Annotated in this window: 22 protein-coding genes and 2 pseudogenes; 13 read left to right on the top strand and 11 right to left on the bottom strand. The window is 57.9% G+C overall.

Features of this window, described 5'->3' with window-relative positions; translation table 11 throughout:
• From tnpB to F1735_RS08650, 3 genes and pseudogenes are all read right to left on the bottom strand, one after another.
• Positions 1-207, bottom strand: a 207-nt coding sequence (gene tnpB, locus F1735_RS08660) for an IS66 family insertion sequence element accessory protein TnpB (RefSeq protein WP_167236555.1), incomplete at its 3' end; no start/stop codon positions are given.
• Positions 207-503 carry an IS66 family insertion sequence element accessory protein TnpA gene (tnpA, locus tag F1735_RS08655; protein ID WP_167236554.1) on the bottom strand — a complete coding sequence of 99 codons (297 nt, stop codon included), beginning with the start codon at positions 501-503 and terminating at the stop codon, positions 207-209. The genes tnpA and tnpB, both read right to left, overlap by 1 nt.
• 86 nt (positions 504-589) lie before the next feature.
• Positions 590-820 (bottom strand): annotated as a pseudogene (locus F1735_RS08650) (DUF4158 domain-containing protein); the annotation flags it as partial.
• A gap of 1,073 nt (positions 821-1,893) precedes the next feature.
• On the opposite strand from F1735_RS08650, the gene F1735_RS08640 reads away from it, so the two are divergent.
• The 6 genes and pseudogenes from F1735_RS08640 to F1735_RS36410 all read left to right on the top strand — a co-directional run.
• Positions 1,894-2,106 carry a hypothetical protein gene (locus tag F1735_RS08640; RefSeq protein ID WP_167236553.1) on the top strand — a complete coding sequence of 71 codons (213 nt, stop codon included), beginning with the start codon at positions 1,894-1,896 and terminating at the stop codon, positions 2,104-2,106.
• Between the two features lie 2 nt (positions 2,107-2,108).
• On the top strand, positions 2,109-3,053 hold the full coding sequence (locus tag F1735_RS37860; protein ID WP_167236552.1) for a PAAR domain-containing protein: 945 nt from the start codon (positions 2,109-2,111) through the stop codon (positions 3,051-3,053).
• Positions 3,037-3,471 carry a hypothetical protein gene (locus tag F1735_RS08630; RefSeq protein ID WP_167236551.1) on the top strand — a complete coding sequence of 145 codons (435 nt, stop codon included), beginning with the start codon at positions 3,037-3,039 and terminating at the stop codon, positions 3,469-3,471. The genes F1735_RS37860 and F1735_RS08630 overlap by 17 nt, the downstream gene beginning before the upstream one ends.
• A gap of 184 nt (positions 3,472-3,655) precedes the next feature.
• Positions 3,656-5,353: a hypothetical protein gene (locus F1735_RS08625; RefSeq protein ID WP_167236550.1), complete on the top strand. Its 1,698-nt coding sequence runs from the start codon at positions 3,656-3,658 to the stop codon at positions 5,351-5,353.
• Positions 5,350-6,183, top strand: coding sequence for a hypothetical protein (locus tag F1735_RS08620; RefSeq protein WP_167236549.1), 834 nt, complete (start codon positions 5,350-5,352; stop codon positions 6,181-6,183). The genes F1735_RS08625 and F1735_RS08620 overlap by 4 nt, the downstream gene beginning before the upstream one ends.
• A 141-nt stretch (positions 6,184-6,324) precedes the next feature.
• A pseudogene (locus F1735_RS36410) lies at positions 6,325-6,681 on the top strand (cation transporter); the annotation flags it as partial.
• 21 nt (positions 6,682-6,702) lie between these two features.
• On the opposite strand, the gene F1735_RS08615 reads toward F1735_RS36410, so the two are convergent.
• The 6 genes from F1735_RS08615 to F1735_RS08590 all read right to left on the bottom strand — a co-directional run bounded on the left by F1735_RS08615 (position 6,703) and on the right by F1735_RS08590 (position 14,927).
• The gene (locus F1735_RS08615) at positions 6,703-7,626 is read right to left on the bottom strand and encodes a TniQ family protein (protein WP_167236548.1); all 924 of its coding nucleotides are present in this window, start codon (positions 7,624-7,626) and stop codon (positions 6,703-6,705) included.
• Between the two features lie 30 nt (positions 7,627-7,656).
• Positions 7,657-9,423 (bottom strand): TnsD family Tn7-like transposition protein, encoded by a 1,767-nt coding sequence (locus F1735_RS08610; protein WP_167236547.1) that lies wholly within the window; start codon positions 9,421-9,423, stop codon positions 7,657-7,659.
• Positions 9,423-10,928 (bottom strand): ATP-binding protein, encoded by a 1,506-nt coding sequence (locus F1735_RS08605; RefSeq protein WP_167236546.1) that lies wholly within the window; start codon positions 10,926-10,928, stop codon positions 9,423-9,425. The genes F1735_RS08610 and F1735_RS08605 overlap by 1 nt, the downstream gene beginning before the upstream one ends.
• Positions 10,925-13,345: a hypothetical protein gene (locus F1735_RS08600; RefSeq protein WP_167236545.1), complete on the bottom strand. Its 2,421-nt coding sequence runs from the start codon at positions 13,343-13,345 to the stop codon at positions 10,925-10,927. Before F1735_RS08600 ends, F1735_RS08605 begins: the two co-directional genes overlap by 4 nt.
• Positions 13,345-14,340 carry a TnsA endonuclease N-terminal domain-containing protein gene (locus F1735_RS08595; RefSeq protein ID WP_167236544.1) on the bottom strand — a complete coding sequence of 332 codons (996 nt, stop codon included), beginning with the start codon at positions 14,338-14,340 and terminating at the stop codon, positions 13,345-13,347. The genes F1735_RS08600 and F1735_RS08595 overlap by 1 nt, the downstream gene beginning before the upstream one ends.
• 167 nt (positions 14,341-14,507) lie before the next feature.
• Complete coding sequence (locus F1735_RS08590; RefSeq protein WP_167236543.1) at positions 14,508-14,927, bottom strand: helix-turn-helix domain-containing protein; 420 nt, start codon at positions 14,925-14,927, stop codon at positions 14,508-14,510.
• Positions 14,928-15,227: 300 nt separating this feature from the next.
• On the opposite strand from F1735_RS08590, the gene F1735_RS08585 reads away from it, so the two are divergent.
• From F1735_RS08585 to F1735_RS08560, 6 genes are all read left to right on the top strand, one after another.
• On the top strand, positions 15,228-15,869 hold the full coding sequence (locus tag F1735_RS08585; RefSeq protein ID WP_167236542.1) for a TetR/AcrR family transcriptional regulator: 642 nt from the start codon (positions 15,228-15,230) through the stop codon (positions 15,867-15,869).
• A 198-nt stretch (positions 15,870-16,067) separates the two neighbouring features.
• Positions 16,068-16,721, top strand: a complete 654-nt coding sequence (locus F1735_RS08580) for a protein-L-isoaspartate O-methyltransferase family protein (protein WP_167236541.1) — start codon at positions 16,068-16,070, stop codon at positions 16,719-16,721.
• Between the two features lie 12 nt (positions 16,722-16,733).
• A complete protein-coding gene (locus F1735_RS08575; RefSeq protein ID WP_167236540.1) occupies positions 16,734-17,057 on the top strand; it encodes a rhodanese-like domain-containing protein in 324 nt (107 codons plus the stop codon).
• A 101-nt stretch (positions 17,058-17,158) separates the two neighbouring features.
• Entirely contained in the window at positions 17,159-18,517 is a 1,359-nt protein-coding gene (locus F1735_RS08570) for a TolC family outer membrane protein (RefSeq protein ID WP_167236539.1), read from the top strand.
• 66 nt (positions 18,518-18,583) lie between these two features.
• Positions 18,584-19,477, top strand: a complete 894-nt coding sequence (locus tag F1735_RS08565) for a hypothetical protein (RefSeq protein ID WP_167236538.1) — start codon at positions 18,584-18,586, stop codon at positions 19,475-19,477.
• Positions 19,474-20,025 carry a hypothetical protein gene (locus tag F1735_RS08560; protein WP_167236537.1) on the top strand — a complete coding sequence of 184 codons (552 nt, stop codon included), beginning with the start codon at positions 19,474-19,476 and terminating at the stop codon, positions 20,023-20,025. The genes F1735_RS08565 and F1735_RS08560 overlap by 4 nt, the downstream gene beginning before the upstream one ends.
• Before the next feature lie 26 nt (positions 20,026-20,051).
• On the opposite strand, the gene F1735_RS08555 is transcribed toward F1735_RS08560, so the two are convergent.
• On the bottom strand, positions 20,052-20,510 hold the full coding sequence (locus F1735_RS08555) for a hypothetical protein (RefSeq protein ID WP_167236536.1): 459 nt from the start codon (positions 20,508-20,510) through the stop codon (positions 20,052-20,054).
• Positions 20,511-20,692: 182 nt separating this feature from the next.
• On the opposite strand from F1735_RS08555, the gene F1735_RS08550 reads away from it, so the two are divergent.
• Positions 20,693-21,835 carry a sensor histidine kinase gene (locus tag F1735_RS08550; protein ID WP_167236535.1) on the top strand — a complete coding sequence of 381 codons (1,143 nt, stop codon included), beginning with the start codon at positions 20,693-20,695 and terminating at the stop codon, positions 21,833-21,835.
• Positions 21,836-21,858: 23 nt separating this feature from the next.
• Here the strand turns inward: F1735_RS08550 and F1735_RS08545 are convergent, their stop codons facing one another.
• Positions 21,859-22,992 carry a sensor histidine kinase gene (locus F1735_RS08545; protein ID WP_167236534.1) on the bottom strand — a complete coding sequence of 378 codons (1,134 nt, stop codon included), beginning with the start codon at positions 22,990-22,992 and terminating at the stop codon, positions 21,859-21,861.
• Positions 22,993-23,037 lie beyond the last annotated feature (45 nt).

Raw genomic sequence — 23,037 nt, 5'->3', positions numbered from 1 at the left:
CTTGGCCCACACGCAAAAACCGGTGCGGTCCCAGTACAGCACCTTGATGTGCGTGGCGCGCCGGTTGATGAACACGAACAGCGCCCCGCTCAGTGGATCCTGGGCCAGCGCATGGCGCGCCAGCGCGTACAGGCCGTCGAAGGATTTGCGGGCGTCGACCGGCTCGCCGTAGAGGTGCACGCGCACCGTGCCTTCCGGGAAGAACATCAGTGCCTCACCAGGGTCAGCACCAGGCCGTCGCCGAGCTCGATGCGCAGCTCCACATGCTTGCCCGCGCTGTCGGCGCTTGCGACGGCGCCGACAACGCCGACATCAACGAAGGCGCCTTGCAGCGTCGCCACGCCGGGCGTGCCGCGCCGCCGGTGGAAGCTCGATTCGCTGACCTTCTCCATCTTGCAAAACTCGCGCACGCTCATGCCACTGGTGGCAAAGCGCGACAGCAAATGCCGCCATTGTTCGTCCGTTCTGTTCACCCGCTTGACTGCCCGCTTACCTGCGTCCATTGCCATCTCCCTGGGATTCGTTTGTCACCAGGGATGCATTCTCCAGATCGCCATCGGGTCGCGCAATAACGCCGCTGAGCGACCGCTTACGCTAGAATGATGCGCTCTTGCCGCAAAATTTCCAGCGATTGATTCGCGCGCACCATCCCCTTGTCGGATTGCACGGCAAGGTCGGCAAGGCAATGCACCAGCGTGCGAAAATCCCGAAGTCCGAATGTGGACAGCGTCAGATAGGCGCGCAATCCCTGAAAATGTTCACGCCGCGTCTCGTCGCAGATGCCATACTGCGGCCAAGCGGCGGCGCCGCTTTGTACTTGGTGGGCGACCCACTAAACTACGCTGTCCGGCACCGGCATGTCGCCGGCCAGCGCATTGCCCGGATAGCGCAGCAGGCATAATTGGACGGCGAAGCCGATCTGGAAACACTTTTCTCCGATGGGCCATTTTCGGGCACCAGTAGCCTGTCGTGATCGCCGTTTGCGGGCAGACTCGCGGCAACCCATTGATAGAGATATGGCCGCTCGCATCGATGAGCCTCTCTCACAACTAGACTCTTGGACACCATGAACTTCCCCTGCAACACGACCTCGACCAAAGCGCGCGCTGCGCCATACCCAGCAACACCGTGCTAGCGCCGCTTTACGCGAAAGCGGACCTGTTGGACGCCTTTGCCATTGAACTGCCGCTCTAGGCGAGCGATGATCTGGAGGTCCTGGCACGACAGGTTGACGCAGCAGGGCTGGCGCATGCAGATCCAGCGCAAAGGAAGCAAGCACAAGCCAATTTCGCAGGCTCAAAAGCGGGGCAATATGCGCATCGACAAGACCCCCGCCAGGATCGAGTATGTGTTTGCCGACTTGGCCGAGATAGGCGGCAAGGGGCCTGCCCACGATCGGACTGGGGAGCGCCATGTTGCAGCTCAATCGGAAGGTGGTTGCTTACAATTTGCGGCGCCTGGTCTACTTGAAAGAGGCCAGGGTCGAGGCGTTCTGACGCCCGCAGTCCGTACGGACTGCACAAAACGAGGTTCAGCGTCCTTCAATCGGGCGGAAAACGGCTCAGTCTGACATCAAAAAGCGCCACCGCCGGCATCGCGGCTGCCAATTACGCGGAATTTACCAGCAATTCGAGGAGACCATAGAGCAATGCTGATCTCTTCAATACTTCAAAGTTTCTCCATGCAATTTCTTGTATTTATAGGTGAACTTCTCGACATTACGTTAATCCGTGGTTTATCTAGGATATAATAAAATATCGTATGATTAACATTGCAGTATCCAAAAAAGACGTAGTGCCTGACCTTGCTCAATCTGATCGGCCGTTTGATAAGTGTACTTTGGTATGCCATGAACATCCTGTGCCACACTGGGCGACCGCTCACAGAGCCACCATGAAAGAACAGTCAACCATGAAATACCATTCCACTCACGCGACCGTCGAGTTTGCCAAGCAACTCAAGGACAAGATGCGGTCAAAACGGCGCGCCGCATCCTTTGGCGCGCGGCTGCACCAAGTATCGATGCTTGTATCGAGGTCGGCACGCGTGTGTCTTTGCCGCATTGCCGAGGTGCAGACTATGTCCCACTCTTCCGCAGAGGTTTAAGCATGCCTCAAGCAGCGCGATTGGGAGATTTGATTGGTCATACGCAGCCTGGTGACAGTCCGAAAGGTGGCGGAGGGGGTGATCAGACTGGTAAGATTATCGGCCCCTGTTCCGGTAATGTGTTCACCAACGGCATCAAGGCCGCCCGAGCGCAGGTCGACAAGACGGTGTGCTCGAAACATGACCAGGCACCACCGCCGATCGCCACCGGCAGCTCCACCGTCTTTATCAATGGTTTTCCAGCAGCCAGGGTGGGGGACAAAACTGTGTGTAGTGCCTTTATTACCAGCGGTTCGGGGAATGTGTTTATTGGTGGGGCCGCCGCCAAGACCGATGTAATCATATCAGACAGCTTGTTGCCGCCAATCGTCAATGAAATACTCCAGATGGCGAAGAACGGAGCGGCGCTTGTTCTGGGCAACGATCATGAAATTGCCTTTTCGGGTCCGGGGCAAGTGCTGAGCAATGCAGGTGCAACTGTAGCGCTTAAACCGCATTCCGGACGGTTCACGATCGGAGAGCAATCGTTCTATTTTAATGGCGGTTCTTCTGCGGAACGCGTTCAGGTAGAAAAAGATCTCAGATCCATCTTCAAGACAAAGCGCGGTGCCGTCATGCTCACGACGCTTGAGGCACGTCGAACCCTCTTCGGAAACAAGAAGGAGTTTGGTATCGATCTTGCGGTCCGTGACAATGCTTGGGCTAAAGTCGACAGCGACTCAATCCATGTGGATCCAAAATATCATCACGACATCGAAACCACAAAAGGAACAATTGTCATGTCGACCCAAAGAATGTTTGCACACGAACTTGGGCACGCTGTCATGAATGCGCCGGTGGAGCATGGCCCCAGAGGACGCCGAATGTTTAACGTTATCACGAATGAAAATCCGATTATGAAAGAGCTCGGCGAGCCAGAAAGGACTAAGTATGAAAAAGACGACTAAGCTTGCATATTTTATCGCAGTTTTTTTATTTCTTACATCTTGTGGAATCAAAGAGGAAAAAGTTCCGATGGACAACCGTATTGCAGTGTTTTGTCATGTTCCTTTTGATGTCTCAACATCTATCGGGATGAAGGTGTCGAATTTTTCTCATTCGTGCACATATATCGGGCAACTCAGTGTTCAGGATAGAAAATATCTGGAAATAGTGGAATTGATCAAAAAAGCCAAGCCTGGACCATTCATCGATGACGGTATCAGAGTCAAAATCACTGTTCCAGATTCTGATATCATCTATATTGATGACGACGGCGGCGTTATCATGGGGGCGACGCGGGTCAAAATGGATCAAGATGGCTTTGCGCAAGTTAAAAAAATAATCTCTAAAATGGCCAAGGAAAGCGGGCTTTCATTGGATTAGAGAGCGAGTCAGGCCGGCGAATAAGAACGCCTAACAAAACCAAGTTCTTGTTCTAAGAGCAATCACATCACTTCGGCTTAATGGCATAATTTTTTTGGAATTATAAATTTCGATTGCACTAGCAAATCTTTAATGGCACGATTCAAGTTGTATTCCGATGAACCACTTTCTTCCTTATTAATACATGCCAACAGATCAGATCTCGCTAGAACAAGTGTTTGTCGAACAAGCGGAATACTTGGAGGACGAATCTTTTACGCGCTGGAGCGCATCGCATCCGGATGAAGACGCCATATTACGAAAGTTGACGCACGGCGGGGCTAAACTAATTTCAGGCCCTCGCGGCTGCGGGAAGACTACGCTGTTGAAAAAAGCCTTTCATATGCTCATTTCCGATAACGACGCAGCATTTCCGATTTACGTCAATTACAAGCGATCGTTATCGATAGAGCCTTTATATACTTCGGGGAAAAACGGAACTTATTGGTTTCATCAATGGATTATCTTGAAAATTTATCAGGGAATATACGAAAGTCTCAAAGAGATAAATAATCCAACGAACTTATCCATTTCGTTAAAAAAGGCAAAGGAATCCTCTGACTTTCTCGAAATGTCGAACTCGAGTAAAGTTGATCAAGATGCGGTATCAATCGGTCGACTAGAAGAGGATATTCTTCGAGTTCTTGAAAAAACAGGGAGATATAGATGTGTCCTGTTGCTTGACGATGCTGCGCATGCGTTTTCCCCTGACCAACAAAGAGATTTCTTCGATTTTTTCCGACAAATTAAATCGAAAGAAATTTCTCCAAAGGCAGCTATCTATCCCGGCGTCACAAACTACTCATCCTCATTTCACGTCGGACACGACGCTGAACAAATTGATGTCTGGATCAAGCCTGATAGGGACGAGTATATTCAATTCATGCGGACTATTATCGGCGCTAGGTTCCCTTCCGGCATTGATTCAACAATAGAACAAAACGCGGTAGCGGTCGACTTCCTTTGCTATGCTTCGTTCGGCGTGCCTCGCGCATTATTAAACATGCTACAAAGTTTGATAGTCGAGGACGGAGACGAGGAAACACTAAGTATCGATTTCAGCAGAACCTCCGTTTTACGAGCGGTTAAGCAACATTATGCTAACACCAAGAAATTGTTTACATCTTTGATTGGAAAGGTACCAGTTTACAAGCGTTTCATAGAAACTGGAGAGGTTATTCTGGGGAATTCTTTTGAGCTTTTAAAGAAATATAACAAGGAAAAAGATGATGTAAAGCAAAGTGTCTCAATTGCCATTCCAGACGCTGAGATGTCTCCAGAATTAATCCGCGTTTTTGCATTATTTCAATATGCTGGGCTTTGCATCCCGAAAGATGAGCTTGTGAGCCGAGGTGAGAAAGGACGCTTTCGGATTTTTACTATGCACTACGCAGGCCTCGTCGACACCAACGCATTGCTTGGTTCAAAATCGCTGAATATCCAGTCTTATGTTCGTGCCTTCACTCAACGTAATGCGCACGAGTTCACGCGTACCAGGCCAAAAACATTGTTATTGGGTGCTGCCACTAGTGATGCGTTCGCGTTGTCATTGCCGCCGTGTTCCGCGTGTGGAACTCCACGCCTTTACGAAGAGGCGCAGTTTTGTGCTAAGTGCGGTAATCCGCTAACACTATCATCGACATACTTAAACTTGATGAATAGCGATATAGCAGATCTTCCGCTTACCGAAGCAAGGGTAAAAAAAATAAAGGAGCAATCATCAATAAGGAAGGTGAAAGATATTTTGATGGACCTGGAACATAGCCAACTTTTACAGGTGGATCGAATTGGAAAAATTTGGGCTGCGAAAATTGTTAGATTGGCGGAGGAGTTTGTAGAATGACGTGGAAGAATTCGGTAACGATGTCCACGGGCCACTTCCCATGTCCCTCAGTCGACTCGTTTGTGGTTGAGCAGCCGCGTGGTACAAATTCCCCAATCGATGCTTTTTACGCCGCGAGCGGTCATATTTTAACGAAGAGTTCGCCGGCGTTTGATAATGAGTACGGTGAAGATTTCGTCGGCTTACTGTTTGTTGGCTTGATTTCAGCGACAGAGAATTACTTTCGAGATATTCTCGGCGAAATCTTATCGATTTGCCCTGTTGCTCAGAATCAGGCAGCCGATGAGAAGGTTCAGCTGGGGTCGTTACTGTGGGGGCCAACAAATCTTCATAATCGTAGTGCATTCGAGTTTCTCGCTTTTTCTAGCGCAAAGAATGTGAAAGAAACTTTTAATAAGTTTATCGCTCATACGATATCCCAACATGGGGTTTGGAATTCTATGTTAGTCGAGTATGACAAACTTTGTGAGTTCAGGCACGCCGTAGTTCACTCTGGGCACATAATAGCTGGAAAGAACGCATTAAAACTGAACCTTAAACCAAGTAAACGCGTACTGAAGCTAACGATGGATTACGGCCGGCTACAAGCTGCCGGGCGGGTGTGCACAGCATTCGTACAGGCCGCAAACATAGAACTGTTTGAGATGCTGGTTAGTCGTTGGGCAGTGTCATGGCGCAAGTTGCCATCATGGTCTCCCGAGCAAGAGCAGTGTCTGAAGAAAATTCACTCGACTTTTCTATCAAAACGTGACAAGAAAAATAGGACCCTTATTACTGAACTGACCTATACCGATTTTCTCAAAGCTGTTGAGCTTGACTTCAATTTGTAAGAAAAGAATTAGTAAGTCCTAACCATAGCTTATGCGGTAAGGTTTCCCCGATCGCGTTGAAAAAGGTCTGCTTTGGGGCTGAACTGGCCCCTTAACCGGCAACCATCACGTGTTAATGTGCGATTTTTTCGAATTTTGTGGGCATCTCACCTAGCCGGCTGGCTGCAAGTGGTGCTTGCGATCGGTGCGCTCAGCGACGTCGCGCGTCGTACCTGATTGGGTAGCGAACCGGAATCCGGGCTGATGATGGGGCATCGGCGCGATACCACTGGTTGCCAACGTCGCTTGTCTGATGCTGATTGCTAAAAGCGCGACCGTGGCGTGCACATGAAAGCGAGTTGTATTTTCTCCGTGAACGACATCGTCGCCAATATCGGCGTCATCGTTGCCGGTGCCTTGGTGACCTGAACCGGCTCGCCATACTCCGACCTAGCTGTCGGCGCCATCATTGGCGTGATCGTGCTCAACGGTGCCCGGCGCATTTTGCGTCTTAACTAGATTCGGCCATGCGCACTACCTTCAATCCTCGGCAGCACACTGTTCTTTGAATACGTTCCAGCTGCCGAATAGCCAGCTCAAGAGCAAGACGCTTTGTGCACTTTGGCGCCACATGCTCGGCTTGTCTAAGCAGCGGCACAGGATTTCGATGCCCGCCGCCGACACCGTCTTCTCGAAATCTGGATGATGCCGCAGGAAGCCGAAGTTCCGCGCGAACTCGGGGGCAAACATTTGCCGGCAAATTTTTCCGCCAGCGGTAAGCATGTTCCGTTCTCCAAGAGCGCGGGTGATGCCGGCGTTCGCAGCCGTGCGATCGATGACGTCCCCGCTGTCATGCAGAACATCGATGCAGAACTGGCTGAGGCTCGTCAAAATTTCCACGTTCTTGTCGGTGTCGACGCATGTGAACGTATCGACAAGCGCCATCTCGTCCGGGAGGTAAAATTGGCTATGCAGTTTCTGTGGCGGGGTCCAGCATGCGTTCAACAGCGCATGGTGCTCAAGACAGAAAAAGACGGCGGGTAGCTGGTGCGCGCGGCGCCAGTATCCGTACGGATTTTTCCTTTTGTCGTCCAGCAGACACTGTGGGCACGCACGCCAGGTGCGCACGTTGCCGTTGGAAAGCGTTGACAGGCCGTAGCCGGCGCTCGCCACCGGCGACCCCGAACTTCCCCTGTGCCAGGGATGCCCGCCAACACGGTCAAAGAAGGGCACCAGGGTGGTATGCGCGATGACGCTTGGCGCGTCTCCGAACCGGGCGTGCGAGACGTTGACGAACGTGTCCACGTTGACTGGAAATTCGGACACCCGCATGTTATTGAACGGGCCGAACAATCCACGGCAGGCATCGCGGTCGTTGCGCGCTGCATTGGCGCGGCGTATCCGTACAGCGAGGCTGTAGAGCGTTTCATCCTGGCGATGAATGGGAAGGGAAGAAATGTGCATAGTGCGCTCCTTCCCATGTTCGACAGTCGGTCAGGAGATCGGTTCGGCATCCCCGGCGCGACCGCCGATCGGCCCCCGTCGTGATGTGCGCAATTTGTAGGCTCTGCCGGCACGGTAGAACGTCTTTTCCGGGCAGGGGCCAATCCAGTTGCGGCCCACCCCGCGCGACGCCAGGATCTGCATGATCTCCTGGATCGACGGCCCGCCACAGCGCCGAACGCCATCGAAGTAGTTGAAAACCTCGCGCGCCTTGTAGACCTCTAGCCCTGCCAGCTTTATGATCGTGTGGAACGTCGTTGCCGGGTCCTCCAGCGCCTGCAATGTCCATAGCAGACGCCGGGCATAAAAATGCCATGTGGATTCCGCATGGCTTTCTGCGGCTGCACGGGCAAGGGGGGTGCTTTCCTGCTTCGGCATCGAGATATTTTTCGGACGGAAGGACGCAGTCTTGACCAACTGATTCATCGTTACGCGAAATGGCCGCGTCTCCTTCCTATAGATGGCGTTGGCGTTCTTAACGATGGCGTCCGCCCACTGTGGGTCCAGCAGCCGGTCTCGCTCCGTGGACTTCAGCAATTTGATAGCGTCACGCTTTTTCTTGCTCGACTCCTCGTGCAAGCGGGCATCAATTTGCCTGCACGCGTCTGGCAAATACCTGACGAGCCGCTTCATAGAGCCGACGCAGTGATGCCACAGCTTCTGCGAGTCATAGCCATTGCGCCTCGCGACCTCGATCATCTCGTCCATGAGGATATCCGCCGCCGGTTTTTCTGTCGCAACAGGACCGGATTGTCTGCCAGCGTTACAACTTGAGGCTGTCCTGGCAACGTCCTCAATACTCCTGAGAAATGCTCCCGGTTCCCTGAACAGGTAGAAAGAGAACAGCAGATGGCGGTACAGAGGTGCCTCAATGGTCAGGGACGACTGCAGGACATGGAACCAGCCGCTGGTCTTGGACTTGCGGTACGAAGGGTCCACCTTCGCCAAAAGGTCGGTGCCATAAAATGCCTCGATTTCGGCAAACAGCGCCTTCCGCTTAATGCGATGACCGCCGCACGTGAAACCCAGCTTGATACTGCGTTCTCGATACACTTCAACTAGTTGCTCTGCCGTCAATGCGATCTGCGATTCCGCTAGCAAAGCTTTTGCAAAGCGGGCGAACTCAAGCTCCGTGCTTGTCGAACATGCGACCGACTCTGGAGCGACCGCGAGGTTACGGCCACATTCACACCCCATCCATGCCGACAGGATGAGCTGGTTGGGTTGAGCGAATGGCTGGCGACACGATGGACACAGGTCTATCAGCGGCAGGCCGTGTTTCCAGCATACGGTCACTCCGGGAATTTGATGCGAACGATGAAGGTAACGGCAACCGTGGACCTTTTCGTCATCGGCCAGGCATTCGGCGCAGAGGTGAGTAAGGCGGCTACCTCCCACCAGGCGCTTGGGCAGCTCGATCGCCGCGACGGCGTTGCCAACGACTCTACGCTGCGTGGTCTGGGTCCCGAAGAACCGTCGAAATAACGGAAGCAATGTGCTTTGGTCCTGCAGGCGGCGCAAGTTTTCCACTGGCGTGCCCGGCAAGCGAATGGCGAGTTTGTCCAGATGGGACTGAACCAGGGGCGTGAGGCTGAAAGGCGGACGACCGAACAGTTCATGATAGGTAGCGTGGTCTGGTGGTTGACCGCGCCGTATGTGATAGCGGCTGACCCGCGAACCGAGTGTCTCGTCCGGAAAGCCGGCCGGGAAGAATGGCAGGGTGTTGACTGGGTTCGTCTGTTTGCTAGGCCGCGTCATCAGATTCCTTTCGTCGGTGGTACAGCAGGGTTATCCTGATTTTGCAGCAAGCCGATTCCTGTAATGAGATACTCCTGCAACCCCTTGTTACGCATGTCGTCGTTTTCCAGATCGGCCGCTACCTGCTCAGTAGCTGCTTGCTGATTCTTCGAGCGCGTGCGACGTCTTGTAGCCGATTCGGCGGCCTGTTGTGCGATCGGCTTTCGCATCTTCTTCGCGCTATCTTCGCCGGCCGCTGACTGGTCTGCCTGGTTATCGGCGCCTTCGGGCTTTCCATTCGGGTAGCATCCCCATCGTTGCGCGTAGCGCTCCCATGGCACGTCGTCAAAATTCATCAGCAGAAGAGGATTTTGATCGCGAAAACCAGCGATCAGTTGACGATCGCGGCTGCTGAAGTCGGGACCAAGGAATGCCTGCCGCATGTGCTCTTCGGTAACCGACGTATTGCCTTGGTCCAGCGCCAATCGTTGGGAAGCAACGCGGATACGCGCTCCGTACGAACGGATGCCGCCGCAAAACCTGAACAGTATGGCGCCGTCCTTGTCCTCCACAGAACAGGGCTCAGGCATGACGTTGTAGCGCCACAAGGCCGGCGCCAGGACGTCGGTAAAGTCGAAGTCATCCTTCGTAACCGGATGCATCTCGATGTTCCCGGCCGACCCGACGCGCCGCATATCTTGAGAAAAACGGTCCAGGGCATCCATCCCGAGAGGATTACCCATCAGGACCAGCGGAGTACCGAAATTGAGCAAGCGCAGGAAGAAGGTGGCAGCCAAGCCGCCGCGGTTGCCCCCGGAAAAATTGCGGCCCTGAAGCTCGTCGATTACCAAGACACCGACTGCGTGGTTATTGAGGATGATGCCGACATGAACTGCCAGCTTTTCGTTGCTGAGCTTTGTCAGTCTGCGATCGCCCGAATATCCGGTACCGGCGCAGTCATCGACAGCAACAAGAATCTGGAGGAGCAATCCGCCGAGAGAACCGTCATGGCTCATCGCCACGTAGAGCCAGCAAATTTGCGTCATGTGGTTCCAGTCGGCGCTGCTTGAGTGACCATGTTCAAATGTGGGAGGCAGCTGCTTCAGCGCCCGCATGACTTCGTACGTTTTGCCGAGGCCGGTGATGCCGGCCACTCTCATGCATTTGGCCGAGTGGGGGAACCACGGCAGGTCTTTCAGTTCCTTTCCCGCATAACGGGCGATAGTCATCAAATGCGCGCGCGGTGCGATTTGAGTCGGGTCCCGTGCGATATACCCGCGCCGGATCATTCGGTACAGCCGCGTCGTGGTGTCGAGGGACGTAAGGGTCGGTTCGAACATTTGCTCCTGCATCAGGTCCAGCAGATCGTGGCGTGCCGTAATGCCGAGGTTCGGGATGTCCAAGCCCGCAAGAGGCCAGTTCTGCAGCCGCGTCTCCAGATCGTTTGTCGAAAGATACGGTTCAAGCGCGTCGAGGAAAGGGTTTCCCGGCAGAGCAATCGATCGGGTTTCGCACATCGCAGTCATGAAAATTTCCTTTCGTTGTTGAAGCGCGCCAGCTGCGCCTTCCTGATGTCAAGCAGCGTCATCGATCCTGCGGGGGCTTGATGTGCAGCTGGTACTGGTTTGGGCGGCGGTGGCGGTGGCGGTGCCAGTTGCGGGCGAGGCGCTGGGCTGTCGCCGGATTTCGGCTGCGCCGGCGTGTCCTGGCCACGTGCGCGTCCGATTTCATTATTCAGCTCGGCCCGGCGTTCAGCGGCTTGCGCGGCCCTGACGCCCGCTTTTTTCCGGCTCGGCGCCTTCTGTCCTGCAAGTGCCGCCCGTGCGGCGGACTGCCGCTCCTTGGCATAGGCCTCTTCTTCGTTCCTGAACGACTGCTGATCGACCCCGTCCTGGTCGCGCCGCGTGGCACCAACGACCTGATCAAGTTTTTGCGCGTCGTTGAGCGCACACAGGTCCGGGATTCCGCCCTCATGAATAAACAGAATATCGTCGCGGATGTTCGGGATGGCGTGAATTCCTCGCTGGTCGATCAGATACACCTGGCTCAGGTCATCAGGATCGGCGCTCACCACAATATGGTTCTTGCCGCGCGTCGCCGCCTGAATGATGCCAGCCTGCGCCAGGTAAGCGTTGCTGAACTTGGCGCCATGGAGGAGTTCCACGCCGTTGCCCATCTTGGGCCGATGCAGCACCAGTCCGCCACGTTGGACGCTTGCCGTAAATTTGGGAAGAAGGTGCGCGCGCAAATACATCGGATCGATAGGCTTTGCTGAAACGTAACCGTTTGCCTGTGCCCAGCGATAGACTTCGATCCTGGAACGATTCGGTGTCCTTCCTTTCGCCGAAAATTCCCTTCGCATTTCGGTAGGGATCATGTGCAAGGGCAGTTCTTGCTTCGTATTCGCCCAATGAATCCACAGTAGCAGTAGGCGCATGTATGCGTAGCGCGTGAGAAGTGCTTTCGTGATGGCAAGGGGCTCGCCCCGTGTGGCCTGACGGCCTTTTGTCGTACCGCTCAGTTGATGGTCGAAATTGGCATGGCGAGAATGATGGCCGGATTCAGAGGAACTGTTCCGGTCCGCGCGCCCGCTCGATACAAATTCGATGCGCGATGACAGCTCATCGACGATCGATTCCATGCCGTCGCGGCTGCGCAGTTCTCCATTGTCGGCAAGATACCGGGAGAAAAATAGCGAAGGAAAATCTTCTGACGGCAGATCGAGGTTGTATTTGGCCAGCATGGCAGACTTGTCCGTTGCGGCGCGAAGAATGGCCAGCTTGGCGTCCTCGGTGCCCAGACTGTCGATACCGACATGCAAGCCAACATACAGTCCGAGCCACGCGTCGCGCACAAAGAGCCCCCGGCCTACCCCGATCGGCTGCAGAGGGTTGCCACAGGCGACCTGGTTGACGTCGATCGGAGAAGCATCCAGTGACCCTACCTGGCCGATCATCGTGATGCCGTCGCGCGCGGTGCCTGCCAGCGGCCGGAAATTCTTTGCCCAATGGCCTTCGCCCATCATCCGGCGGGCCGCCGCATGCTCATCTTTTCCCCCAGGACCTCGATAAGCAAACTCGCCTTCCGTCGGCCGGCGATGTGCTTCCAGCAGCTCGGTAGTCCAGTAGCCATGCTTTTTCACATAGCCATTGCTGTAATAAGTGGCGCACATCGCGTAGTACGCTTCGCGCATCTTTGTTCCCGGCAGGACGAAGGCGCGGTATCCGTCCTGGATGTTTTCGATGTCTTTTTCCGTGAGGGCAAGCCCCGCAAGCTCCAGGTTGCCAGCCTTGACCGCAGCATTTTTCCGGCCCAGCTTCACCCCGTTCTTCGCCAGCCGGGTTTTCCCCGGAGCACCTGAACGTCCAGTGTTGTTGGGCAGTAGCGCATTTCTGATACAGCCGAAGGCGTAGTAGCGGTGGAGCGCGTCGAAAACTTGTGTTGCACTGACGCCCGCTTCGCGCGCACGTTCGCGCACCAGCTTGTCGAGGCAGGTCAGGTCGGGTGGCTTGGTCGCCGCGTCAGGTGACTTGGTGGTGATACTGATGAGCGGCTCAATCAACTTCAGCTTGAAGTTGCGCTTGATTTCCAGTGGGGAGAGGTGCTGATCCGCGACCGGCACTGTTGGGGAATTCTTGGGAGGAGCGAGCTTGCGCAGATCTTCGTCGCTGTAGAACCAGTGGTTGGGCAGGGTCAGCGTCGTCTTTTGAATCGTTCTGGTTTCAAGCCAGTGCAGCAGTTCGGACAGTCTCCTTGAGTAGAAGCCCTTGGCGTAATAATTGATCTGCTTGGCGTGCGTCTCGTTTCTCGGAGAAGGAATTGGGATCAATGTCACGCGGTCGATAGCCGGGATCACTTCCAGGACGCGGTGTAGGCCAATGATCGGAACGCCTGTCCCGTTACTCACCAGCACATCGCCAGGCGCAAGCGATAGATCGTCCATCACCAGCTCTCCCCGAACAGTCGGCGCCGCAGCGCATCCCGCAGGGCACGTCCACCTGGGCGCACGGGATGCGAATGGTGGATGCGAACTGTTGGGTCAATGTCGATCGCCTGAGTCCAGCAACAATGCCGGAACAAAAACCAGGCCTCGTCGAGTTGAAGCGAGCATCCTGCAGCGGCGCGCGTCACCGCTTCGACAATGGAGAGCTGCCCATGGTCTTCGATGAGCGCAGCGAACTGCGCTGAAATGGGCCGTAGTTGCGGCGTGCTTTGCAGCGTGGAGGCGTCCAGCCAGTTCTCCAGCTGGCCGGCGGTCAGGACGGAGATCAAGGCGGAGCTGGAGACGTAGTACCGGGCATTGATTTCGACCGAGTACCGTCTTTCCAGTTCGAGCCGCTCGCGTGTGCGCCATTTCACCGTGTCGTCCGGCGTATCGATGGGTTTGGATGAGAAGATCGTCAGCGCACTGCCGGTGCCGTGGTGCGTGGTTGCCACCAGATCCAGGCTCGCCACGTAGGGAACGCGGGTTCCAAACTCCGTCCCGTGCTTTATCCCAGCTTCCCTGGCGATGGCGGCCAAGCCTTTCGACCAGGGGCGGCTCCCGTTTCGGGTTTCGGATTGTGTTTCCAAGGGGTGAGGATGGGCGATCGGCCAGATTGGAAACTGCTCTCGCAGGTCCTTCACTCCGAGCCATAGCAACAGCAGCGCGGTGTGATACTCGCCGCGCGAGAAATAGTGCGCCGTACGCCGCAGAGGTGGCATCCACGAAATGACCTGGTTCGATGCCGGCGACGGATTCTTGCGTCGAAGCGTCAGCCAGGGAAGATAGGTGGCTCCAGACCCAATGCCGTGTCCTCGCGCAATTCGGGCGGCAAGCTTTTCAGCCGTCATTCCTCGCGCGCGTCGTGCTTTCGGAAGCGGTTCAGTGAACAACGCCACATCGTCGCTATCGTATCCAAGTTGATTGCTAGAACTAACTGCGCCGGATTCTGCCATACCAGGCCTCGCCACTATGCCAGTATTTCTATTTGCAACTCAATGGAGCAGAGCCGCCACGAGAATATCAAAAACAGGTAATAGTTAGTTCAGCATTTTGTACTGATCGCGCCCCGCGCAGCGTCATGCCGCTCCAGGGCTGCGCCCAACTGCTCATACTGTGACAGCTACTTCTTCGCCGCAGTTCCTGAACGCCGTGGTGGAAGCGCTGGCGTGGGCTCAAGCGGCGGAAGCGATGCCGGAAGGCGTAAGGCCAGCTGCATCAATTCCAGCTGCACCGGCCGCAGCGTGTCGATCTGGCGCCGCAATTCATTAAACATCCGGTACACCTCTTCCGAGGCGCCGTGCGGCAACACAATCCGGCGCTGGGACTCATCCAAGGCATCCCGCAGACGGTTGTGCCACGGCTCGTCCAGGTTCAGCCCTTCTACCAGCCGACTCACGAAGTCGTCGCCTGGTGGTCCTTTCGAACCCAGTTCGATCGCCGATATGTAGCTCTGCTCGTATCCGAGCTTGGTAGCGAACTCGGCCTGGCGCATACCGCAAAAGACCCGCAGGTCCCGAAATGCTATCGCGAAAGGGCTCATACGCCAGACCCGGAAGTTATAAGTGCTGCATGAAGGCATAATACGGACATAATTTTTCCTTTGTCAATCGAAAATTGCAGATCTCAAATCGGGAAATAGCTTGCCTGGGGTGAGCGCCACTTTTGTAGAGGAGCAAGCGGACTCTGCTCGTTTAAGCTTTTATTCTTTTGACCGGTCGCTTCGTTTCAGTTTCTATTCTTCTGTTTCAGTTTCTATTCAGGCGCAACAACAGCTAAACTTGACGGAGTGAAACCATCGGTCTATATTAATGACTCGCAAGTAAGTTACGGAATAGACCCCATGCAATGTCCCCTTGAGATGAAGCCGCGCTGGGAGCGCCGTAAAGACGCGCGCCCCCAGGAGCTGCTCGCCGCCGCCCTCGACCTGTTCGTCGAACGCGGCTTCGCGTCCACGCGGCTGGAAGACGTGGCCAAGCAAGCCGGCGTGTCCAAGGGCACCCTGTACCTGTATTTCACCAACAAGGAAGAGCTGTTCAAGGCGGTCGTGCGCGACACCATCGTGCCCGCCCTGGGCGCGGCCGAAGACATGATCGCCAGCTTCGAAGGCGGCAGCGCCGACCTGCTGCGCGCCGTCATGATGGCCTGGTGGGAAAACGCCGGCGCCACCAAGTCGTCCGGCATGATCAAGCTGGTCATGGCCGAATCGAACAACTTCCCCGATATCGCCGTCTTCTACCGCGAAGAAGTCATCCTGCGCGGCAGCAGCATGATCAGCGGTCTGCTCGAGCGCGCCGTCGAACGGGGCGAATTCCGCCCGCTCGACGTGTTCCTCACCACCCAGATCCTGATCGCCCCCATGCTCATGCTGATGCTGTGGAAGCACTCGGTCGGCCCCTGCGACATGTCCGAACTCGACCCGGTCGCCTTCATCGATTCCTTCCTCACCATGACGCTGCACGGCCTGCTGCCGCGCGCGCCGTGAGGGCGGTCCCGTAGGGCGTGCCGTAGGGCGTCCAATACCGGGCAGCGATTCCGGGCGCCGATTCGGGAGCTTCATTCCCTCTAAACTGCAGACTGTCGCAATTTCTCGCGATTGGGGGCGTCGGATCGTTAAGATGTGTGTTCCGAGGCCGTTCAACGATAAAATATCGGATTATTACTTTTCCTCACCGAGCACAAGATGAATATCGAACAAGCCCGTTTTAACATGATTGAACAGCAGATCCGCCCCTGGAACGTGCTGGACCAGGACGTGCTCGATCTGCTGGTGGTGGTCAAGCGCGAGGATTTCGTGCCCGCCACCTACAAGACGCTGGCCTTTGTCGATACCGAAATCCCCCTGCCGGGCGCCGAGGCGATGTTCACGCCGAAGATCGAAGCGCGCATCTTGCAAGAGGTAGCGGTCAAGAAGCACGAAAATGTGCTCGAAGTCGGCGCCGGCTCCGGTTACATGGCGGCCCTGCTGGCGCACAAGGCGCGCCACGTCACTACCGTCGAGATCAACCCGGAACTGAAGGAACTGGCCAGCAACAACCTGGCCAAGGCCGGCGTGGGCAACGTCACGGTCGAACTGGGCAATGGCGCCGAAGGCTGGGACAAGGGCGCGCCGTTCGACGTCATCGTTCTCTCGGGCGCGCTGGAAACCCTGCCGGAAGTGTTCTTGAAGCAGCTCAAGATCGGCGGGCGCATCGCCGCGATCATTGGCCAGGCTCCGGTCATGTCGGCGCAAGTGATCACGCGGGTCTCCGAGACCGCGTACGACACGGTCAAGGTCTTCGAAACCAACGTCAAGATGCTGTCGACGTCGGTCAAGCCCTCGCATTTCACATTTTAAGGCGGGGCCGGCATGCAGCAAATGACCGCCCCCGAACTGGCCGCCTGGCTGGCCGACCCAACGCGCGCGCGCCCGCTGTTGCTGGACGTGCGCGAAAACTGGGAGTTTGAAACCTGCAAGATCGAGGGATCGACCCAGATCGTGATGAACACCATTCCGGCGCGCATCGAGGAACTCGACGAGGATGCCGAGATCGTCTGCATCTGCCATCACGGCGCGCGCAGCATGCAGGTCGCGGCCTTTTTGGAGCGCAACGGTTTTACCCGTGTGAGCAACCTGAGCGGCGGCATCCACGCCTGGGCGTTGCAGGTCGACGGCACGATGCCGCGCTATTGACGACGACGGATCGCAACAGGCGATCACGCGCGGCGGCGGTGTCGGCCACCACCGGGCTGCAAGTTTTTTTCACTTTTTTGATGACTCCAATGGAGAATGCAATGCAGAAACCCCTCATGGCCGTGCTGATCGCCAGCGCATTTTTTTCCTTGAATGCACAGGCGGCGGACCTGATCCAGGTCTACCAGCAAGCGCTGGCCAATGACGCCGCGTTTGCCAGCGCGCGTGCGGCCCTGGCCGCCGGCATGGAACGGGTTCCGCAAGGCCGTTCGACGCTCCTGCCCACCGTGGGCTTGAACGGCAGCATCGTCAAGAACGATGGCGAGTCGACGCCGTGGAATGTCGGCCAGACCGTCACCCGCGCCGACGGCGGCAAGTCGCTGGTCACCACCGGCGGCGCCAACGAGCGTACCACTACCCACACGCTGTCGCTGACCCAGCCGCTGTTTCGCTGGGCTAACTGGCAAACCTACCAGCAGAGCAAGCTGCAGCAGGCCCAGGCCGAAGCGCAGTTCGCCCAGGCCCAGCAAGACCTGATCACGCGCGTCTCGCAAGCCTACTTCGACGTGCTGGCCGCGCAAGATACGCTGGAACTGAGCCGCGCCCAGAAAACCGCGACCACCGAGCAGCTCGCCTCGGCCAAGCGCAATTTCGAGGTCGGCACCCAGACCATCACCGACACCCACGAAGCCCAGGCCGCCTACGACCTGGTGGTGGCGCAGGAGTTTGCCGCCATCAACGACCTGGAAAACAAGCGCAGCGCGCTGCAGGCGATCATCGGCAGCGCGCCGACCGGCCTGGCCACGCTCAAGGCGGGCGTGCTGCTGGCCGCTCCCGAGCCGGCCGTGATCGATCCGTGGGTGGCCTCGGCCGAAACCCAGAACTATGGCGTCGTCGGCGCCCAGCTCGGCTACGAATTGTCCAAGCGCGAAATCGAGCGCACCCGCGCCGGCCATTATCCAACCCTGGACCTGACCGCCAACATCAGCCGCCAGAACATGACGGGCCAGACCCAGCAGTCGGGCAGGAGCGACAACAAGGGCATCGGCATCGCCTACAACGTGCCGATCTTCAACGGCTTTGCCGTCACCAGCCGCGTGCGCGAAACCATCGCGCTCGAAGACAAGGCCCGCAACGACCTCGAAGCGACCCGCCGCAATGCCGCCAACGTCGCGCGCCAGGCCTTTTTGGGCGTCAACAGCGGGCTGGCGCAGGTCAGGGCGCTGCAGGCGGCGGAAGTGTCGGGCAATTCGGCGCTCGAATCGAACAAGCTCGGCTACCAGGTCGGCGTGCGCATCAATATCGACGTGCTCAATGCCCAGCGCCAGCTGTATTCGACCCGGCGCGACCTCTCGCGTGCGCGTTACGACACCATCCTCAACGGCCTGCGCCTGAAATCGGCGGCCGGCTCGCTGCGCGAAGCGGACCTGGTGCCGGTCAACGACTTGCTGGTCAAGTAAGCGCGCCGCAGGGCGCGGCAGCGGGGCGGAACGCCGTTCCGCGCCCGCCTTTCGCACAGGACACGCATGACTGCACTTGATGTACACGCGCAGCGCCGCCTCGACGACTACGCCGCGCTGGTGCGCAGCATCGATGCGCGCTTCAACGCCCTGGCCGGTCCCGTCTTCCGGACCGATGCCGGCGGCCTGTACGACGCTTACCTGGCTTCCTTCACCGATCCCGACGTGCGCCAGCAGCACAGCTGCAGCTGCTGCCGCACCTTTATCGAGCGCTTCGGCGGCCTGGCGACGGTGGGCGACGACGGCGCGCTGGCGCCGGCCCTGTGGGACCCGGCCACGGCGCCGGCGCCTTACCGCGCCGTGGTGGCCGCCTTGCAGCAAAGAGTGAGCCAGGCGCGCATCACGATGCTGTTCCTGTCGGAACAGACCATGTATGGCAAGCCGGCCAGCGGTCCCTGGCAGCACCTGGCCATTACCGCGGCCACGGTGTTCGAGGGCAGCGGCCTGCGCAACGGCTGGCAGACGGCCTGCGCCAGGCGCGAAGCGTTCGGCCAGGCCCAGTTCCTGGTCGACCTGCATGCCGCGCGCGCCGCCGCCAGCGGCCAGCGGCAGGACAACCTGCTCTACCGCAGGGTGGCAAGGGCGCCGATGGGTTTTTGCCATCCGCGCTCGAGCATGATCGCCACCTTGCTCGACGATATCGTCGCCGGCACGCCGCTCGGAGAGGCCGCCGCCAGCTGGAACGCCAAGATGGATGGCTTGCGCTATCAGCGCCCGCAGGTGGCGCCGACGCCGGGGGCCATCAAGGCGGCCAGGATCGCCTTTGCGAAGCTGGGCGCGTTTCCCGCGCTGCAACGCCGCTTCGCCACCATGGACGACATCCAGCCGTATGGCGGCCGCACCCGCACGACGCCGCCCGGGGCCGCGCCAGCGCCGCGCCGCACGGGCCGCACAGCATGACGCTCGACACCTTCCGCCGCACCGTGTTGCCGGCGGCCGAGCGCATCGAGATGGCGGCGCTGGAAGGCCGGCAACCGTTCGTCGCGCTCACCTCGGCAGTGCATGCGGATGCCCGCCCGATCATGCAGTGGGATACGCTCGATCAGCGCAATCCGGTCGCCTGGTATTGCTACAGACGGTGCTCGCTGGCCAGCGCATTCAACCTCACGGTCAGCTTTTACGAGCTCATGGCCGTCATCCTGCCGCCTTGGGCATGGGCAGGGCGCAGCCATCCGCAGTATGGCGACCACCTGGCGTTCCTGCTCAAGGATGCGCGCGACCTGTGCGGATGCGAGGGCCATTGCGCGCTGTTTCCGGTGAACCTGAAAAGCGCGCTGCGCGAATTCCGCTCCACCATCGAAGCGTACAGCCAGGAGAACGCACTGGCGGGCCTGGAAAAAAACAGCGTGGCCGGCCTGGCGCTGACCAAGGGCCATCCGTGCAAGTTCGACCTGCGCGTGACAATCGACGGGCAGGTCGGCACCTACCGGATCGAGCGCTGGGACTGAGCCCGCGCCAGCGCCGGCCGGCCGCCTCAGGCCTCGCTCTGCGGCAGCGGAAACTCGAAACAGATCGACCGCAGCGGCAAGCTGGCGCGCGCCGCCGTATCCCATTTTTTGCTGTAATCGGCCGTGTCGGCCAGGCCGTCGACGCAGACCGTGATGTCGGACGCGTGCCCGCCCTTGAACATGTCCAGCAGCGAAGCGAAGCGCTCGGGCGACTGATGGATATCGATCACGCACAGCGACTTGCCGCCGCCCGCCGTGTACTTGACCCAGCCGGGCGGCTCGGTGGGAGGCAGGCGGGCCGGGTTGTGGCGCCGGATCGTCATGCTCCAGGCCGCATGGTTGATCATGAAAGAATCGGAGGCGTACATGTTGGGGCCGCCCGTCAGCTCCAGTTGCAGTGCAATCACGGGGTCGAGCTCGACGATGCCCTCCTGGCGCAACACGTGGTAGCTCAACCTGCTTTCGAACACTAACTCGGCCGTCATTGTGTCTCCTCTTCAACATGCATCCGGCCAATCTTACTCGTTCCTGTTTTCCGCTGTAAGCAACAGTGTGAATAAGCTACACGCGGCGCCCTGGCCGGCGCATCGGTTCCCGTGCGCGGGACGGCCGCCATCGGAACAGCGTAGACTGATGGGAACGCCCTTTTGCGCTCCTTCAGGATCTTATGCGCCTTTCCAAATTCATCAGCGAACATACCGAAGCGATCTTGCAGGAATGGGAAGATTTCGCCGGCACCCTGCATGCGTTCACATCGGCCACCAAGGCGCAGTTGCGCGACCATGCCAAAGCCATCCTGATGGCGATTTGCCTCGACCTCGATACCTACCAGAGCGTGCAGCAAGGCATCGACAAGTCGCAGGGAAACGCGCCCGATGGCGCTGACGAAACAGCGGCCGAGGCGCATGCCGGCGACCGGCTGCAGGCCGGTTTTGCGGTCGAGGAATTGATGGCCGAATACCGGGCCTTGCGCGCCAGCGTGCTCCGGCTCTGGCAAAACCGGGTCAAGCAAGCCGATGTGTCGGACCTGCAAGACATGTTGCGCTTTAACGAGGCCATCGATCAGTCGCTGACCGAATCGCTGGCGCGCTTTTCCGCCAATGTGCGCGATTCCCAGAACGTCTTTCTCGCCATTCTCGGCCATGATGTGCGCAATCCGCTGGGGGCGATCAGCATGGGAACCCAGCTGATCCTGCAAGATACCACCCTGGCGCCGCGTCACCTGAAAGTGGCGGCGCAAGTGTTGCGCAGTACGCAAAGGGTGAGCGATATCGTCTCCGACCTGCTCGACTATTCCACCAGCCACCTGGGAGGAGGCATTCCGGTCACGCCGGCGCAGTACGACTTGTCGGCGGAATGCCGCTCCGTCGTGCAAGAGATGAAGCTGTTTCATCCGGAACGCGACTTCAGGGTCGAGGTCGAGGACGACATCGAGGTATGTTGGGACCGCCCGCGCATGAGCCAGGCCCTGTCGAACCTGCTGGCCAACGCGGTACAGCATGGCGCGGCGGCCAGTCCGATCTGGATCAGCGTCAGCCGCGAGGGCGGCGAGGTGCTGCTGGTGGTGCAAAATGAAGGCGACATCATTTCGCCGCGCAGGCTGCGGGTCATGTTCGATCCCGCGAAAAGCTTTACCATGAAGAGCACCAGCGAACGCAGCGCCAGCCAGACCAGCAATCTTGGCCTCGGTCTCTACATCACCCACGAGATCGTTTTAGCCCACGGCGGCAAGATCTGGGTGAGCTCAACCGAATCCGAAGGGACTACCATCAAGCTGCAGATTCCTGCGGCTGGCAAGGCGCCGCCGTAAGTTCCGCTGTCTGTGGCGCGCGATCAGGTCGGCATGCTGTTGCGCGGCAGGTTGACGGTAAATACACAGCCGATGCCGTCCAGGCTATGCACGGTCAGGGTGCCGCCATTCGAGGCCACCGTCTGTTTTGCGATGGTCAGGCCGAGCCCGATCCCGGTGCGGTTGGTGCCCGACTGGGAAAACGGCAGGAACATGGTGTCTTCGACCCCGGCCGCCAGGCCGCCGCAATGATCCTTGACATCGATCAGGATGCGGTTGCCTTGCGCGTACGCGGTCAGCAACACTTCGGTACCGGGCTGGGTGAATTTGAAGGCGTTCTGCAACAGGTTGGCCACCGCCGCGATGAGCAGGTCGCGCGTGCCGCGCACTGCCAGTTCGGGCTCGACCGGAAGGATGCGGAAGGTGCAGCCATACATGGCGGCCGACAGCGCGGCGGCGTCGTAAATTTCCTGGATAAATGTAGCCAGGGAAAAGGCGTCCAGGCTTTCTTCGCGCATTCCCAGCACGCGCACATCCTGGATCGAATTGGTGATCATCTTGTCCAGGCTCATCAGGCTGCGTTCGAGAATCGATCCGGTGGCGCCGGCCAGGTTGAGATTGCCCGCTTTTGCTGCGGCGAAGGCCAGCGACGCGGTGCCCAGCAGATTGCGCAGTTCGTGGGCGAAAAAGCCCATTTGCCGGTTGCTGTGATCGGTATTGCGGGCGTCGTTGAGGCCGTCGCGTTGATAGCTGAATTCCGATACGGCGTCGGAAATGGCGTTGTCCAGGCAGCGGTTCAGGGTACGGAATTCATCGACCGCAAACGGCGCGTCGCGCTCGAAGGCCAGGTCGGTAATCGATTGGCACAGGTCGCCGTAGTCATGCACGACCTGGTCGATCGACAGGCCCAGTTCCAGCAAATCCTTGCCGTGCTGGGCGGCCGATACGCTCACTTCGGACAGGGCGACACCGCCGCCCGCCGGCCCGGAAATGAGTTCGCTCAGGTGCGGTTCGGGCGACTGTTCGACGCGCAGGGTCCTGATCAATTGATCGAGAAACAAGGGAACGCCGTTTTGCAGTTGCGTTTCCGTCGCTGAACGGCCGGGACGGTTCCCGACCTTGGCGCGGCAACGCGCCGCCAGTTCGTCCCGGTTATTCGACAAAAATTCGTGTAACATAAAGTGCTCCATTCCGTACCTGGCTCAGGTAAGCGCCGATATGCG

This window comes from Massilia genomosp. 1 (assembly GCF_011682185.1).
In the GTDB taxonomy this organism is placed as follows: Bacteria; Pseudomonadota; Gammaproteobacteria; order Burkholderiales; family Burkholderiaceae_D; genus Telluria_A; species Telluria_A rubra.
The sequence above is the reverse complement of the archived record's forward strand: the minus strand, read 5'-3'. Positions and strand labels throughout refer to the sequence as shown.

Bases quoted from the DNA above. Each gene is read 5' to 3' on its own strand.
- F1735_RS08610 (WP_167236547.1), bottom strand. From the start codon at position 9,423: ATGACGCGGCCTAGCAAACAGACGAACCCAGTCAACACCCTGCCATTC.
- F1735_RS37860 (WP_167236552.1), top strand. From the start codon at position 2,109: ATGCCTCAAGCAGCGCGATTGGGAGATTTGATTGGTCATACGCAGCCT.
- F1735_RS08575 (WP_167236540.1), top strand. From the start codon at position 16,734: ATGCAGCAAATGACCGCCCCCGAACTGGCCGCCTGGCTGGCCGACCCA.
- F1735_RS08625 (WP_167236550.1), top strand. From the start codon at position 3,656: ATGCCAACAGATCAGATCTCGCTAGAACAAGTGTTTGTCGAACAAGCG.
- F1735_RS08640 (WP_167236553.1), top strand. From the start codon at position 1,894: ATGAAAGAACAGTCAACCATGAAATACCATTCCACTCACGCGACCGTC.
- F1735_RS08555 (WP_167236536.1), bottom strand. From the start codon at position 20,510: ATGACGGCCGAGTTAGTGTTCGAAAGCAGGTTGAGCTACCACGTGTTG.
- F1735_RS08580 (WP_167236541.1), top strand. From the start codon at position 16,068: ATGAATATCGAACAAGCCCGTTTTAACATGATTGAACAGCAGATCCGC.
- tnpA (WP_167236554.1), bottom strand. From the start codon at position 503: ATGGACGCAGGTAAGCGGGCAGTCAAGCGGGTGAACAGAACGGACGAA.
- F1735_RS08630 (WP_167236551.1), top strand. From the start codon at position 3,037: ATGAAAAAGACGACTAAGCTTGCATATTTTATCGCAGTTTTTTTATTT.
- F1735_RS08550 (WP_167236535.1), top strand. From the start codon at position 20,693: ATGCGCCTTTCCAAATTCATCAGCGAACATACCGAAGCGATCTTGCAG.
- F1735_RS08590 (WP_167236543.1), bottom strand. From the start codon at position 14,927: ATGAGCCCTTTCGCGATAGCATTTCGGGACCTGCGGGTCTTTTGCGGT.
- F1735_RS08545 (WP_167236534.1), bottom strand. From the start codon at position 22,992: ATGTTACACGAATTTTTGTCGAATAACCGGGACGAACTGGCGGCGCGT.
- F1735_RS08560 (WP_167236537.1), top strand. From the start codon at position 19,474: ATGACGCTCGACACCTTCCGCCGCACCGTGTTGCCGGCGGCCGAGCGC.
- F1735_RS08620 (WP_167236549.1), top strand. From the start codon at position 5,350: ATGACGTGGAAGAATTCGGTAACGATGTCCACGGGCCACTTCCCATGT.
- F1735_RS08615 (WP_167236548.1), bottom strand. From the start codon at position 7,626: ATGCACATTTCTTCCCTTCCCATTCATCGCCAGGATGAAACGCTCTAC.
- F1735_RS08585 (WP_167236542.1), top strand. From the start codon at position 15,228: ATGCAATGTCCCCTTGAGATGAAGCCGCGCTGGGAGCGCCGTAAAGAC.
- F1735_RS08605 (WP_167236546.1), bottom strand. From the start codon at position 10,928: ATGACTGCGATGTGCGAAACCCGATCGATTGCTCTGCCGGGAAACCCT.
- F1735_RS08570 (WP_167236539.1), top strand. From the start codon at position 17,159: ATGCAGAAACCCCTCATGGCCGTGCTGATCGCCAGCGCATTTTTTTCC.
- F1735_RS08600 (WP_167236545.1), bottom strand. From the start codon at position 13,345: ATGGACGATCTATCGCTTGCGCCTGGCGATGTGCTGGTGAGTAACGGG.
- F1735_RS08565 (WP_167236538.1), top strand. From the start codon at position 18,584: ATGACTGCACTTGATGTACACGCGCAGCGCCGCCTCGACGACTACGCC.
- F1735_RS08595 (WP_167236544.1), bottom strand. From the start codon at position 14,340: ATGGCAGAATCCGGCGCAGTTAGTTCTAGCAATCAACTTGGATACGAT.